This is a genomic window from Hydrocoleum sp. CS-953 (assembly GCF_002260545.1).
Lineage (GTDB): Bacteria > Cyanobacteriota > Cyanobacteriia > Cyanobacteriales > Microcoleaceae > Trichodesmium.
This window is the reverse complement of record NZ_LGSU01001466.1, coordinates 1-15,498: the sequence shown is the minus strand read 5'-3', so window position 1 is coordinate 15,498 and position 15,498 is coordinate 1. Positions and strand designations below refer to the sequence as shown.

Below are 15,498 nucleotides of genomic sequence, written 5' to 3'. Positions count from 1 at the left end.
TAAAAATACCATTGACATTTTGAGGTATTCTAATGTATAAATAAAAAAGACCTAGTAGATGTTGGAGCATCTACTAGATCGTGTAAACAAGTAACAGATACAATTGCTCATCAAAGTCTTTGTATCTGTTCATATCACCTTAATTATAGACTATGAATCAGAAAAAAACAAGGTTGATAGTCAGCAATACTGCTGGCAAATCAACATCACCACAACATCAACCCCTGTGGTGGGAAAGGTTAAAGTTTTTTGAGCAAGAGACAAGAATACCACTCGGTTATTTCTGCATTTTTTCTGAACTTGGCTATCTGATGCGAGATTTAGAAGCAGGTGGATACATTTTTCCTGATAGAAAAGTGCCAGATATTTCCGTAGGTTTGTGTTGGTGTAAGTGGTTACGTTTACAAGGTATTAATACAGATTTTCCAACATATCCCCATTACTATCCAGATGGTAGAGTTGTTGGTGCTAACATTTATCCAGATGAGTTACTTCCAAAGTTTCGGTGGTGGCTATACACAACCTATGTAATACAGAAATTGCCTAACTATGTTAAACAGTTTTGTTCCCCAGAGGAAATCAAACTGATAACTGCAATAGTTCAAAAACGGCTATCAAGTGTTGCATAATAGAAATATTTTCCATGGAAATCAATAGAAAATTTCTATTAATGGCAGTTTTCATTAGCTAGAAATATCTTTCATGGAAATAGCATTAATAACACTAATAGATAGAAATTTTCTATTAATTAGGAGCAGAGCAAAGTAGGGACGTTAGATACAACCTCCCTACTCTGCAATATCCAAGTATTTCAACAGAAAATACTGATAACTGATAACTGATTAATGGAAATTTTCCATTAATGGCGGTTTTAATTAGCTAGAAATATCTTTCATGGAAATAGCATTAATAATATTAATTGAAATTTTCTATTAATTAGGATTTCCATTCCAGCAGAGCAAAGTAGGGACGTTGCATCTAAACGTCCTTACTTTGCAATATCCAAGTATTTCAACAGAAAATACTGATAACTGATAACTAATAACTGTTCACTGAAAAAACCCTACTCCACCGTCACCGACTTCGCCAAATTCCTTGGCTGATCCACATCCAAACCACGATGAGCCGCAATATGATAAGCTAACAACTGCAAAGGAATAACAGTCAACATCGGCGACAACAACTCATCCACCGCAGGCACCGCCAACACATTATCAAACACATCGGCGTCCGTACTTTCAGGAGTCACCCCAATTAACTGCGCATCTCTCGCTTTAGCTTCCTGAGCATTAGAAAGCACCTTCTCATAAACTAAACCAGGCATAGCGATCGCCACTACAGGCACCTTATCATCCAACAAAGCGATCGGACCATGTTTCATCTCACCTGCTGGATATCCCTCAGCATGAACATAACTAATTTCCTTCAATTTCAAAGCACCTTCTAAAGCAATTGGATAATTAATTCCTCTACCTACAAAAATAAAATCTTGAGTATCATTAAACTGGTGAGCAAAATCTTCTATTTGACTATCTTGAGTTTCTAACATCTGTTCCATCTGTGCAGGAATTTTTTGTAAACCATTAATAATTTCTGCGATTCTTTCCCCAGATAAATATTTTCGTTGCCATGCTAAATCTATGGCTAAAAAATAAAATGCCATTACCTGCGCGACAAAAGTTTTAGTTGCTGCAACCCCAATTTCAATACCCGCCCGAATATCAATAATTTGATTAACTAAATTAGCAAGAGAACTTTCTGCCCGATTAGTAATTCCCAATAATCTTGATTCAAAATCAGCAGGTTTATCTAAACGACGCTGTTGTTCCATTGCTAAAGCTGCTAAAGTATCAGCCGTTTCTCCAGACTGAGTAACACCAATTAAGAGAGTATTTTTTCTCAGAGGTGAAGGAGCATAACGAGCTTCAGAAGCATAATTTACTGTTGTGGAAATTCCGGCTAATTGTTCTAATAAATACTTGCCAATTAAACTGGCGTGCCAACTCGTACCGCAGGCAAAAATTTCAACCTGTTCTAAATTTTCATATAGGGATGAAGATAACTTTAAATTAGTAGGAGAAACAAGACTATTCATAGCATCCCAATCACTATTAATATAAGCTTCTAAACAACTCCTCACAACATTTGGTTGCTCATGTATTTCTTTGAGCATAAAATGTTTGAAAATGTGTTTCTCAACTAAAGTCGGACTCCAGTTAAGAATACGAGGAAGTTTATTAACGCGATCGCCATCAAAATTATAAACCTCGACTCCCAGAGGAGTTAAACGTGCCATTTCCCCATTATCCAAACTGACAATAACTTGAGTATGAGAAACAAGAGCAGGAGTATCAGAAGCACAGAAAAATTCCCCTTGCCCTAAACCGATAGATATAGGTGCCTGTTGTCTAGCAACAATAATTTCATTTGGATAGTCTGCACAAACAACAGCGATCGCAAACCCCCCATCCAATTTATTCACCGTTTGACGCACCGCCTCAAAAAATGCTTCCCTCTGTCCAGTAAAATTAGATAAAAATTCGGCAATTAAATGAGGAATAACTTCTGTATCAGTATCAGAAACAAATTTATGCCCCTGACTTTCCAATTCTTTGCGTAACTCTCGATAATTTTCGACAATTCCATTTTGCACAACTGCCACTCGCCCCGTATCATCCGTATGGGGATGAGCATTATATTCTTCCGGTTTACCATGAGTTGCCCAACGAGTATGACCAATACCAACATTAGCTGACATTTCCACTCCTACCAATTTTTCTCGGAGGTTGTGCAACTTACCCTTAGCACGAACAGATTTGATTTGACCATCACAAACAGTAGCTAACCCAGCAGAATCATAACCTCGATATTCTAATTTCTCTAATCCTGATAGTAAAATTTCTGTAGCTGACTGTGTACCAATATAACCAACAATTCCACACATTTAATTTTTTACTCCTATTAACTTTAACCATATTAGGACTGAGGCAGCAAATCTACCTATAGGGTGTATTGCAANCAACTTACCCTTAGCACGAACAGATTTGATTTGACCATCACAAACAGTAGCTAACCCAGCAGAATCATAACCTCGATATTCTAATTTCTCTAATCCTGATAGTAAAATTTCTGTAGCTGACTGTGTACCAATATAACCAACAATTCCACACATTTAATTTTTTACTCCTATTAACTTTAACCATATTAGGACTGAGGCAGCAAATCTACCTATAGGGTGTATTGCAACGCACCCATACCATAAACAGGTAAGGTATAGTCATAAATTTTGTCTTAGTCCTGTATATAAGATAATACTCACTCTACGCGCCTCATTCCGCATGAGCAACATAGTATGTATTGATACTTTTTAAATAATTTTTCTAATTTCGATTAAACACTTATCAACAAATTTTGATAGGTTTGCATAAGGTTTTTCAATATATAGGGATCTGTATTTGCATGGTCGAAGGTAATACTCAACGGAACAGTCTGTCGATGATAAGAATTATGGCGTTGTCCAAAATAAAACAGAGGCCGACCAGTTTTCTGTGTTCCACGGTGCATTTGAAATGATGTAAAGTTTAAGTAAGGTAGGTTGCCAATAAAATGAGAAATTTCCCATACCAACGGAGGAAGAGAACCAATATCCATGTTTGAGTTTTCAATAGAGTCTCGATATACTCTACAAAACTTTGTCCAATCCATCGAAATAACATCATTAATAATCACATCTTGAAACCTATTATCTNCCAGTTTTCTGTGTTCCACGGTGCATTTGAAATGATGTAAAGTTTAAGTAAGGTAGGTTGCCAATAAAATGAGAAATTTCCCATACCAACGGAGGAAGAGAACCAATATCCATGTTTGAGTTTTCAATAGAGTCTCGATATACTCTACAAAACTTTGTCCAATCCATCGAAATAACATCATTAATAATCACATCTTGAAACCTATTATCTCCACCAACAGCAATAGGGAAATAAACTGGAAGATTCTTAAAGAGATACCACTCGCCATCAATTTTGCGGGTACAAAAAATCCACTCCACAGATAAAGTTTTAACTAAATTCCATACAAGATAAGCTTGAAAAGATGCTCCTTGGGTCTTTTGAAAAGACCTTTCATAAACCTCACGAGGTTTTGCTAAGTCTAGCTGTATAGTTACTGAAAGGTTTGGGTTTGAAACAAATTCTTCATTATGGAAAAAACGGAAAGCCCACTATTGATATTTACTCAATTCATCAAGGTTGAGTTTAGTACCTTGATATCTTTCTAAAGCTTCTTGTAAATCCATCTTCACTACTTTTTTTACCTGAATATTTCAAGTATTATCTTAAATATTAGGCAATTATTTCTATCAATTAGAACTCTCTTCTAAATCTGCATATCTAAAGTCTACAGAACCATCACTTTTGAGAATCTCTCGTGTTTGGGTAGATAGGAAAAGCGTAGGTTCATCCCCTACCTCAAAACCATGACTGATACCTTTTGGAACATCAAACACATCACCAGCTTCGTAAGAAAAACGTTCTCCATCAATAATTATAATTCCAATCCCAGAAATTATCTTAATGATTGTATCTGNGCATATCTAAAGTCTACAGAACCATCACTTTTGAGAATCTCTCGTGTTTGGGTAGATAGGAAAAGCGTAGGTTCATCCCCTACCTCAAAACCATGACTGATACCTTTTGGAACATCAAACACATCACCAGCTTCGTAAGAAAAACGTTCTCCATCAATAATTATAATTCCAATCCCAGAAATTATCTTAATGATTGTATCTGACTCATCTGGGTTAACTTCTGACTTCTAACTTCTGCGTAGCGGCACTAGGTGCTAGATAGATAATACTAAAAAATAGAGGGAAAATTATTAATTCCCTCTACAAAATTTTTAGTTCTTATACCTAAAATTTTTCTTACCCTCTATTAAATCTCAAACCAAAAACCAATAGAGGGAAATTAGTATTAGTAAGCGAGACCCATACTGCGAGTAGTTTCAGCGCCTAGATAAACTCGGACACTCAAAAAGTCAGTAGGGCAAGCAGTCTCGCAACGCTTACAACCAATACAATCTTCTGTACGAGGGGATGAAGCAATTTGACCTGCTTTACAACCATCCCAAGGTACCATTTCTAAAACATCTAATGGACAAGCACGGACACACTGAGTACAACCAATGCAAGTATCATAAATTTTTACTGAATGAGACATGAATTAAATTCTCCCAACAAATTGATTTTGCCATACCTGCTTAAGGGCAAATGGGACAGCAAGTTTTATAAGCGAATGCTTCGACTTAGTTTACCGCACGACTTCTCATCACTGATAAACATTGTTGAAAAACTTAAAATATCTCAATAAATCTGATAGGGAGTAGGGGAGTAGGGGAGTAGGGAGTAGGGGAGTAGGGGAGTAGGGAAGTAAGGGAGTAGGGAGTAGGGAGTAGGGGAGTAGGGGAGTAGGGGAGTAAGGGAGTAGGGGAGTAGAAGAACAACTGTACCTCAGTAACTTGAGAAATGCGATATGTTAAATTCCCATATAATTACAACTTGCTAATGAAACCTCAAAGTATCTAAAAATAAAGGATTTTGCCTTTTTAGAATCAAAAAAGTGCTAGCTTTTTAGTCCCTAAAGCACCTGCATATCAATTTATAGATGAGCAGACAAGATTCGATTTCCCCACACTTCCCACCCTCCTGACTCCTTCTCCAAAAAATTCAAAGTCCCAACTTTTCTAAGACTGGACGAGTTGACACTACATGACGGTCTAATCCTAGTTCCTTTGGAGAAATGCCTAAAGCTAAACCTATTAATTGGGGTAAGTGTAACACTGGTAAACCTAACTTACGTCCGATCACTTTCTCTACCTCTGGTTGACGGGAATCTAAATTTAAGTGACACAGAGGACAAGGACTTACCATACAATCTGCACCCTTGTCAATAGCCTCACTAACATGAGTTCCAGCCATTTGAAAAGACTGATTAGTGGCATAACTAGAAAGAGGCCAACCACAACATTGAGTCCGACCTCGATAATAAATAGGAGTCGCCCCAATAGCCCGAAACACATTTTCCATAGATTCTGGTTGATAGGGGTCATCATAAACCAAATTAGTTTGCCCTCTAAGTAAATAACAACCATAGAAGGCAGCACATTTAAGGCCAGAGAGCTTGCGGGTGACACGATTTTGGATTTCTTCGAGACCATAATCTGCCACTAACGCCCAAAGTATATGTTTAACTTCTGTACTACCTTGATAGGGAGAACAACTTTCTTTTTGTAAGAGGCCATTGATTTGTTCTAGGTAAGCTGGCTCAGTTTGTTGGGATTCTTTAAGACGCTCATCTACATGGCCAATAACACCTTGACAAGTGCTACAGTGGGTTAGTAATGGCAAGTTTAGTTCTTCCGCTAAAGCTATGTTACGGGCATTAACAGTATCTTCTAGTAATTGAGAGTCTTCTTTAAAAGTGCCAGAACCACAACAAGCAGCCTTTTTCAGTTCTATTAGCTCTATTCCCAGGACTTGGGTAAGAGCTTGGGTAGACTGATAAAGCTCTCGGCAAGCACCTTGAGCTACACAACCAGGAAAGTAAGCATATTGCAATGTTTTAGAAGGCATGAGATTAACTAATATAGGTATAGGAACAATATTTTATAAACATGACTTATGATTTGTGATATTAATTTTATCACTGTTTATAATATAAGTTTGTGATTTCTATAATGTAGTTGGCAAATAAAACAAGGAAATACTTTGACAACAGTAATAAGCTTGTGATATTTGTGAAAAGTTAAAGAAATTGATTGAACAAAACAGGATTGAAATCTCCTCCTTTACTGGGGGAGTTTTAAGTAGCTATTAGCTATCAGCATTTAGCTAGCCTCCTAGGTCGGAACTACGCGACTCAGCTAAAAATCCAAGGGTTTAAGTACCCCACAAGAGGAGCGAAAAATTAGTGGTGCGCTTTGCGTGGGGGTCAACACCCCCCATTAGACACCAAGAATAAGCTGTTAACGTTTCGCGGAGCGACTTGAATTGCGTTTCGGCTAAGAGCCGACATGTTTGTGGAGCATTCCGTCAGGAAATGCGGAGCATGACCTAGGATAGCTCCTCTGAAGGAGGCAAGAGGCACTTCCGACCCCGGAGGCTAGCTGAGTGCTAACTGCTACTTCAATGCGGAGGGGATTCACTAGACAAAAAACGGACGTGGAGAAAAGCGTCAGACTAACGCTAAGTTAGCAGGATAAAATGAAGCGTCAACCCACTGCATAGTTAACACTCGGTATATTTTTATGCCTTTAGGCAGAACGAGGATGTCAACAAATATTCAGTTATTTAATTGGCATAATGAGTGTTTAGCTTGAACCTAGTTTCGGATAAAATCGGAAACGCAACATCTAAATAATTTAAAGTAAGGAGAAAATTTTATGAGCATAGAAATTATGGGCAAAGTACAGGACATTGTGGCTAAACAACTGGAAGTTGATAAAGAAAAAGTACAGCCAGAAGCTAACTTTGCCAATGATTTAGGAGCTGATTCTTTAGATACTGTAGAATTAGTTATGGCATTAGAAGAAGAATTTGATATCGAGATTCCAGATGAGAAAGCAGAACAAATTGGTACTGTCCAAGCTGCTGTAGATTATATTGAGGAGCAAACAAAAGCAAAAGCATAATATTAATATTGTCCTCAAAACCTTAAGTTTCTGCCTTGTGGGTGTGGAATTTTAGGAAAAGAAAATTATGACAAATTTTGAACTTAAACGGGTAGTTGTCACAGGAATGGGTGCAATAACACCAATTGGCAACACTCTATCTGATTATTGGGATGGGTTATTGAAAGGTAAAAGTGGTATAGGCCCAATAACCCTGTTTGATGCTTCTAAACACAAATCTCGTATTGCTGGAGAGGTAAAAGGATTTGACCCTNATTTTAGGAAAAGAAAATTATGACAAATTTTGAACTTAAACGGGTAGTTGTCACAGGAATGGGTGCAATAACACCAATTGGCAACACTCTATCTGATTATTGGGATGGGTTATTGAAAGGTAAAAGTGGTATAGGCCCAATAACCCTGTTTGATGCTTCTAAACACAAATCTCGTATTGCTGGAGAGGTAAAAGGATTTGACCCTCACGACTACATGGATCGCAAACAGGCAAAACACATGGACCGCTTTGCTCAGTTTGCAGTTGTAGCTAGCAAACAAGCAATTGCTGATGCCAAATTTGAAATTAACGACCTGAACGCGGAACAGGTGGGGGTAATGATTGGTACTGGGGTGGGTGGCATTAAAGTCTTAGAAGACCAGCAGGAAATATATTTGACTCGTGGCCCAGGTAGATGTAGCCCTTTTATGGTCCCGATGATGATTGCTAATATGGCTGCCGGGTTAACGGCAATTCATACTGGAGCTAAAGGGCCTAACTCATGTCCAGTAACTGCTTGTACTTCTGGGTCACATGCTGTAGGAGATGCNGCCCAGGTAGATGTAGCCCTTTTATGGTCCCGATGATGATTGCTAATATGGCTGCCGGGTTAACGGCAATTCATACTGGAGCTAAAGGGCCTAACTCATGTCCAGTAACTGCTTGTACTTCTGGGTCACATGCTGTAGGAGATGCTTTCCGCTTAATCCAAAGAGGATATGCTCAAGCAATGATTTGTGGTGGAACTGAATCACCAGTAACACCTTTGGGATTAGCAGGATTTGCTTCTGCCAAGGCTTTGTCTACTCGTAATGATGACCCGACTCATGCAAGTCGTCCTTTTGACCGCGATCGCGATGGCTTTGTTATAGGTGAAGGAGTAGGTATTCTCCTCCTAGAAGAATTAGAATATGCCCAGAGTCGTGGAGCAAGGATATATGGAGAGATTGTTGGTTATGGCATGACCTGTGATGCCTACCACATGACGGCCCCACCTCAAGATGGAGAAGGGGCAACTAGAGCTATTCAGTTGGCAATTAAAGATGGTGGCTTAACTCCTGAAGAAATTAGTTATATAAATGCTCACGGCACAAGTACATCAGCAAATGACCCAACAGAAACAAAAGCGATTAAAAAGGCACTAGGTGAAAGTGCTTATAAGGTAGCAATTAGTTCAACTAAGTCAATGACTGGTCATTTGTTAGGAGGTTCTGGGGGTATTGAAGCTGTGGCGACGGTAATGGCGATCGCCAATGACAAAATCCCACCAACCATTAATTTGGATAATCCCGATCCAGAATGTGACCTAAATTATGTCCCCCATACACATATTGAGAAAAAGGTAGAAGCAGCCTTATCCAACTCATTTGGATTTGGAGGCCATAATGTTACTCTAGCATTTAAAAAATACATATGAAAGTAGCCAACAGCAAACAGTGTTTGCTGTTGACTTCCTGATAGAGTGGCCAATACATCAATACTTAAAAGTATTTTGGTCTGACTCAGCCTCCACAGGCAGAGAGAGACCCATCTCACAAATTTTTTACCCTGGCCAAAAAATAAGGTCTTAATCCTTCCGTTCAATACTATGCTTTATAAACATCTTTCTTAAGATAAAACGTAGACATTAGAAAGAAGTTATGTGATTATTCAACGTATTTAATTAGGGTTTACTGGTTAAATATCAAAGCATTGACAGATAAAGGTTTTAAACTTTTTAAGTCTGGAAAAAGTACCTGGTTTTGAGCTGCTTGATGGTCAAAAAGTTAGGATTTTGGGTTGACTATAACAGAAAAATCAAGGGATAGTTCTTCTTCCTGCCTCCTCGCTCCCATACCCATTCCTCCTGTACGGGCGAATCGCCATTCGCCTGTACGACTCCTGACTCCTGACTCCTACCCTCACCCATAAGACTTTTGAGCGCAAACCCTAATTAGAGGCTTTTATCCCCCGACCTCCCCATCTCTCTATCGCAAAAGGGTTTTATATAAAATCCGGTTATACAGTAATTGCAAAACTACTTCTTCATTAAGACAAGTTTTCTATTGAATAGGAATTATATAATTTAATATTTCAAATCCAATATTTCTCCTGACTCCTGTACGGGCGTTAACGATAGTTATGCGAAGCTAACGGCCGTTTCGCTGCGCGACATGTTTGCGGAGCATTCCGTCAGGAAAANCGGGCGTTAACGATAGTTATGCGAAGCTAACGGCCGTTTCGCTGCGCGACATGTTTGCGGAGCATTCCGTCAGGAAAACGCCCCTACGAGGACTGACTCCTCCGCAATACGATAACTAATTACCCGGATTCTATATTAGGAGTTCCTGATAAGGGATAGCTTTCAGTAGGAGATAGTAATAACTTATAACTGAAATGACCCTGAAATAGGAAAATATTAACCTTTGCTGAATAGATTGTTAATCAAAAAATAGGTTAATTTAACACTACCATGAAATCCTTACCCTAACAATCAATAATGAAGTCCACACTTTAACGAAGTCAGAAGTCAGATAGGGGAGCCGTCGATAGGGTGACGTACAGAAGTTGTTTTTGTAACGAGGACTTAGAGCAACCCTCCAAAAACATTTCGCCTTAAAAGGCGAGGTTGTGTTAACCAGTTATTTTGATCGGCTTAACTTCTAGATGGCCGGAAAATTTTTAACTTGACTACTTCTCTTGCCTAGAGTTCCCCACAAGTGAGATGATTTGTAATGTATATGGCCTGAGAAAAATTCCAGACAAATATTACTGTAGAAAAATATCTGGTTTATAGGCTCCGGCATTCACATCTATTAAGTATATAGAAACGATAACTATGGCTGTTGCAACTCAATCACTCGAAGAACTTTGTATTAACTCAATCCGCTTCTTAGCAATTGATGCTGTCCAAAAAGCTAATTCTGGCCACCCAGGACTACCAATGGGTGCTGCACCAATGGCCTTTGTCCTCTGGGATAAGTTTATGCGCTTTAACCCTAAAAATCCTAAGTGGTTAAATCGCGATCGCTTCGTTCTCTCTGCTGGCCACGGCTGTATGTTACTGTACGCTCTTATGCACCTCACAGGTTTTGACAGTGTACCTATGGAGGAAATTAAACAATTCCGTCAGTGGGATTCTAAAACTCCTGGCCACCCAGAAAATCATATTACTGAAGGTATCGAAGTTACTACAGGTCCACTAGGACAAGGTATTGCCAACGCCGTCGGATTAGCAGCAGCAGAGGCCCATTTAGCTGCTACATTCAATAAGCCAGATTGTAATTTGATTGACCATTACACTTATGTGATTATGGGTGATGGTTGTAACATGGAAGGTATTTCTGGTGAGGCTGCTTCTCTAGCGGGACACTGGGGTTTAGGTAAGTTAATTGCTTTCTATGATGATAACCATATTTCTATTGATGGTCATACTGACATCTCCTTTACTGAAGATGTAAGTAAGCGTTTTGAAGCTTATGGTTGGCACGTTCAGCATGTTGTTGATGGTAATACTGGTTTAGATGCCATCGCTGATGCTATTGAAAAAGCAAAAGCGGTTACTGACAAACCTTCCCTGATTAAAGTTACTACTCTTATTGGTTATGGTTCTCCTAACAAAGCTGATACCCATGATGTTCACGGTGCAGCACTCGGACCTGATGAAGTAGCAGCTACTCGTAAAAATCTTGGTTGGGAATATCCAGAGTTTGAAGTTCCTGCGGATGCTCTGAGTCATTTCCGCAAAGCAGTTGATCGAGGTGCAAAATATCAGGAAGAATGGGATAAGTTATTCTCTGAGTATAAGTCTAAGTATCCTGAAGATGCAGCTACTTTGGAACGGATGGTAAGTGGCAAATTACCTGAAGGTTGGGCGGATGCACTACCTAAATATACTCCTGAAAGTAAGAAAGATGCTACTCGTAACCAGTCTGGTGCAACACTAAATGCTATAGCTGGAGTTTTACCAGAATTAATTGGTGGTTCCGCTGACTTAGCTCCTTCTAACAAGACTTTGCTTAAAGGTTTAGGAGATTTCCAAAAAGGTCAATACCAAAACCGTAATATGCGTTTTGGTGTGCGGGAACATGGTATGGGAGCTATTTGTAACGGTATTGCTCTACACGGTTCTGGGTTAATTCCTTATGGTGCAACTTTCTTGGTGTTCACAGATTATATGCGGAATTCTATCCGTTTATCTGCTTTAGCTGAAGCTGGTGTAATCTGGGTAATGACTCATGACTCCATTGCTTTAGGTGAAGACGGACCAACTCACCAACCAGTTGAGCATATTGCATCTTTACGTTTAATTCCACAATTACTTGTGATGCGTCCTGCTGATGGTAATGAAACTTCTGGTGCATACAAGGTTGCAGTAGAAAAAGCTAAATCTTCTCATCCTCAACCTACTTTATTAGCATTATCTCGTCAAGGTTTGCCTAATTTAGCTGGTAGTTCCATTGATGGGGTTGCTAAAGGTGCTTATATTCTGACTGACAGCGAAGGTACTCCTGACATTATTATTATTGGTACTGGTGGAGAAACTTACCAATGTGTTGATGCTGGTGAAAAACTCCGTGCTGAAGGTAAGAAGGTTCGGGTGGTTTCTATGCCATGTTGGGAATTATTTGAAGAGCAAGATGCGGCTTATAAGGAGTCTGTTTTCCCTGCGTCTGTGAAAAAGCGTTTGGCAGTGGAAGCAGGTGTTAGTTTTGGTTGGCATCGTTATGTGACTGATGAAGGTGCGACTTTGAGTGTTGATACTTTTGGTGCTTCTGCTCCTGGTGGTGTTGTACTGGAGAAGTTTGGCTTCACTGTTGATAATATTGTTGCTAAAGCTAGGGAAGTATTGGGTTAGTTTTGATAGTGGGTTGTTGATCTACCTAGTCTAACAATACTGAATTTAACTTCCCTGGCGGGAAGTCCCGCGCTCNTCGGATATCTCCACAAATAAAATGTTCCGATCCCCTTGACAAGTAGGAGGCATTTTGTTGTGATGGTTATAGTTGATATAAGGTCAACGAACACAGGGGGAGGACATCACCTCTGTCAAAACAGTGGTCAGGGTTTCCCAGACTGAAGAATCCCGCGTTGTCCCGTAAGGGCAACGTCGGGAGTATGTCAAGAAAGCCCTCTAATATTTATAGAGGGCTTTTTATTAACTAAAAATCAGAAATATACTTGAATAGCAAATTGATAAATGTTTGTTACATTTTCTTGAGGGGAGGCAGTAGGGAGTAGGGTTTTTAGGCAGAATATATCCTTGCGCTTTGGCAACTAATCCGTAAGCATTCAGCTATTAGCACTCAGCTATCAGCTACGGAATGCTATGCAAACAGCTACGGGAAAATAGCTAGGAGGCACGGGAATTATNATGATTCTAATGAATATAGAGATTTTGGCTTAAAGGTAGAAGGCAGAGGGCAGAAGGCAGAAGTAATGCAAGTCAACAGAGCCGTGAAAACCCCTATAAACATCTTAGCTGATAGCTGACGGCTGACGGCTGAATGCTTACACTAATCCTGAAAAATATTACTCTTACTTATTTATTACTTAATAACTGAAGTCTTGAGTAAGTATTGCAGTTGTTATTAGTGGCGCAGACATTCTCGCTCTTATGAAATATAGTCTATTCTATGAATTTAACTTCTGAATTCAGAATTCATAATTTTGCTATATTTACCAATAGATAATTGATAATTGATAATTAATCCCCAAAGGTTTAAAGCCTTTCCTAATAATTATAGCAGTTTTCATTAATATAGACTACAGAGATTTGGGTTTAAAGGAATAAGTAAGAAGGAAGAAGGAAGAAGGTTTGTAGTCTACCTTTGTGAAAACCGCTATAATCAATTGTGTGATTTTGTGTATAGCGCTACGCGCAATTTAGAATTCAGAATTCAGAAGTAATTCCTGACACTCGTTTAAGCATTTATAAATGTCCTAACTAATTAACGTAGTGCTATAGCCTTAGATAAAATTGGTATAATCAGAAACAAGTTATTAGCTGTAATTGTTTTAAGTTATTGATTGAGGCAAGGCAAGATCATAAAAATATGAATCGAGAACAAAGAAGAAAAGCAGCTAAAAATAACAGTCAAAAACTACCAAACAATAATCTTCCAGAAAATGCCTTATCTTATGCTTTGTCTTTTCACAAAGGCGGGCAACTACAAGAGGCAAAAGTTATCTATGAAAAAATTATTCAGTCGGAACCAAATAATTCTCAAGTCTTAAATTATCTGGGCGTACTTAAAGCTCAAATGGGAGATAATAACAGCGCCATAAGTTTAATAAATAAAGCTGTTAATCTAGAACCAAATAATTTTGGCTACCTCAATAATCTCGGCAATACTTATCGTGCTGCTCAACAATTAGATAATGCTATTGACTCTTATCAACGAGCAATTAAACTCAATCAAAAATCTGCTGACTCTCACCTAAACTTGGGAATTGCTTTGACAGAAAAAGGAATCATTGAAGAGGCGATCGCTTCCTTAGAAAAAGCTTTAAGTATTAATCCAAATCATCCGAGAGTTAATATGACTTTGGGGGATATATTTCAAACTCAAGGAAAGTTGGATAAAGCTATATCTTCTTATATAAAAGCTATTTCTATAGTTCCCAATAATTTTGATGCTTTATCATCTTTAGGTATGGCATTTTATCGCCGTGGCAACCTCAAAGAATCACAAAAAGCTTATCAACAAGCATTAGAAATTAATCCTCATTCCACAGAATGTTTGACTAATATTGCTGCTACTTTTTATGAGCAAGGAAGAGTAGATGTAGCGGAAGCTTGTTATCAAGCTGTTATTGATTTAATTCCTACTTCTACTGATGCTCATATAAATTTGGGTTTTCTATTAAATCAACAGGAAAAACATGGGGAGGCAATTGAATATTATAAGGCAGCATTGGAGCAGGATAAAAATTCTATTAATGCTATGGCAGGTTTAGCAGAAATTCTAGGAAAAAAGTCTGAGTGGGAAGAAGCAGTTAAGCTATATCAGAAAATTATTAAACTTAATTCTAATTCTGCTGATGCTTATTCACAATTAGGAATAGCTTTGCGAGAAATAGATAAATCTGAAGAAGCGATACGGCTAACGCCACGCTCCGCGAACGCTCAATTCGAAAAAGCTATAAATATTAATCATAGGTATATTAAAGCTTATGCTCATCTGGGTTTAGCTTTACAAGATGTAGGTAAAAAGTCTGAAGCTGAATTAATTTTTGATTGTTCGGAATTAGTGGCTAAATACCAATTTACGGATGTAGAAGGATGGCAAGACTTAGCAACTTATAATAATGACTTGAAAAATTACATTTATCAACATCCTACTCTTTTAAAAAATCGACCAGGTAAACCGATAAATAGAGGTAGTCAAACCTACGAAATTTTTACAGATAATAATCCTGTAATGGCTGCTCTGAGCAAAAAAATTAATAGTTCTCTCCATGATTATTTTAGTAGTTTTACTGATAAGTCTAATTATCAATTTTTCCATAATTTACCCTCAGACTGGAAGTTAAGTGGTTGGGCAGTTGTTTTAGAGTCGGAAGGATTTCAAAATTCT

11 protein-coding genes and 2 pseudogenes are annotated in these 15,498 nt (G+C 38.4%); 7 read left to right on the top strand and 6 right to left on the bottom strand.

The genetic code is table 11. The features are described 5' to 3' along the window. Positions 1-152: 152 nt before the first annotated feature. Positions 153-629 carry a hypothetical protein gene (locus tag AFK68_RS31600; RefSeq protein WP_143438491.1) on the top strand — a complete coding sequence of 159 codons (477 nt, stop codon included), beginning with the start codon at positions 153-155 and terminating at the stop codon, positions 627-629. Positions 630-1,063: 434 nt separating this feature from the next. On the opposite strand, the gene glmS is transcribed toward AFK68_RS31600, so the two are convergent. From glmS to AFK68_RS31565, 6 genes are all read right to left on the bottom strand, one after another. After that, positions 1,064-2,944, bottom strand: a complete 1,881-nt coding sequence (glmS, locus tag AFK68_RS31595; RefSeq protein ID WP_094678075.1) for a glutamine--fructose-6-phosphate transaminase (isomerizing) — start codon at positions 2,942-2,944, stop codon at positions 1,064-1,066. Between the two features lie 446 nt (positions 2,945-3,390). Beyond that, positions 3,391-3,705, bottom strand: a complete 315-nt coding sequence (locus tag AFK68_RS47210; protein WP_168186735.1) for a CatA-like O-acetyltransferase — start codon at positions 3,703-3,705, stop codon at positions 3,391-3,393. A gap of 652 nt (positions 3,706-4,357) precedes the next feature. Beyond that, a complete protein-coding gene (locus AFK68_RS47205; RefSeq protein WP_371357643.1) occupies positions 4,358-4,564 on the bottom strand; it encodes a hypothetical protein in 207 nt (68 codons plus the stop codon). Positions 4,565-4,585: 21 nt separating this feature from the next. After that, a partial coding sequence (locus tag AFK68_RS47200) for a cupin domain-containing protein (protein WP_143438493.1) occupies positions 4,586-4,779 on the bottom strand: 194 nt, incomplete at its 3' end. Positions 4,780-4,970: 191 nt separating this feature from the next. After that, on the bottom strand, positions 4,971-5,216 hold the full coding sequence (gene psaC, locus AFK68_RS31575; protein WP_006616272.1) for a photosystem I iron-sulfur center protein PsaC: 246 nt from the start codon (positions 5,214-5,216) through the stop codon (positions 4,971-4,973). Positions 5,217-5,722: 506 nt separating this feature from the next. Further along, entirely contained in the window at positions 5,723-6,628 is a 906-nt protein-coding gene (locus AFK68_RS31565; protein WP_094678067.1) for a CoB--CoM heterodisulfide reductase iron-sulfur subunit B family protein, read from the bottom strand. An 809-nt stretch (positions 6,629-7,437) separates the two neighbouring features. Between AFK68_RS31565 and acpP the strand changes: the two genes are divergently transcribed. From acpP to AFK68_RS31535, 6 genes and pseudogenes are all read left to right on the top strand, one after another. Continuing rightward, positions 7,438-7,686 carry an acyl carrier protein gene (acpP, locus tag AFK68_RS31560; protein ID WP_094678065.1) on the top strand — a complete coding sequence of 83 codons (249 nt, stop codon included), beginning with the start codon at positions 7,438-7,440 and terminating at the stop codon, positions 7,684-7,686. Between the two features lie 67 nt (positions 7,687-7,753). Continuing rightward, positions 7,754-7,939, top strand: a pseudogene (locus AFK68_RS31555) (beta-ketoacyl synthase N-terminal-like domain-containing protein); the annotation flags it as partial. A 20-nt stretch (positions 7,940-7,959) separates the two neighbouring features. Further along, positions 7,960-8,489 (top strand): annotated as a pseudogene (locus tag AFK68_RS31550) (beta-ketoacyl synthase N-terminal-like domain-containing protein); the annotation flags it as partial. A 1-nt stretch (position 8,490) separates the two neighbouring features. Then, positions 8,491-9,356: beta-ketoacyl-ACP synthase II (locus tag AFK68_RS31545; protein WP_143438492.1), on the top strand; the 866-nt coding region annotated here is incomplete at its 5' end. A gap of 1,401 nt (positions 9,357-10,757) precedes the next feature. After that, complete coding sequence (gene tkt, locus AFK68_RS31540; protein WP_094678061.1) at positions 10,758-12,776, top strand: transketolase; 2,019 nt, start codon at positions 10,758-10,760, stop codon at positions 12,774-12,776. 1,198 nt (positions 12,777-13,974) lie between these two features. Next, positions 13,975-15,498 (top strand): tetratricopeptide repeat protein (locus tag AFK68_RS31535; protein WP_094678059.1); only part of this gene is annotated, 1,524 nt, incomplete at its 3' end.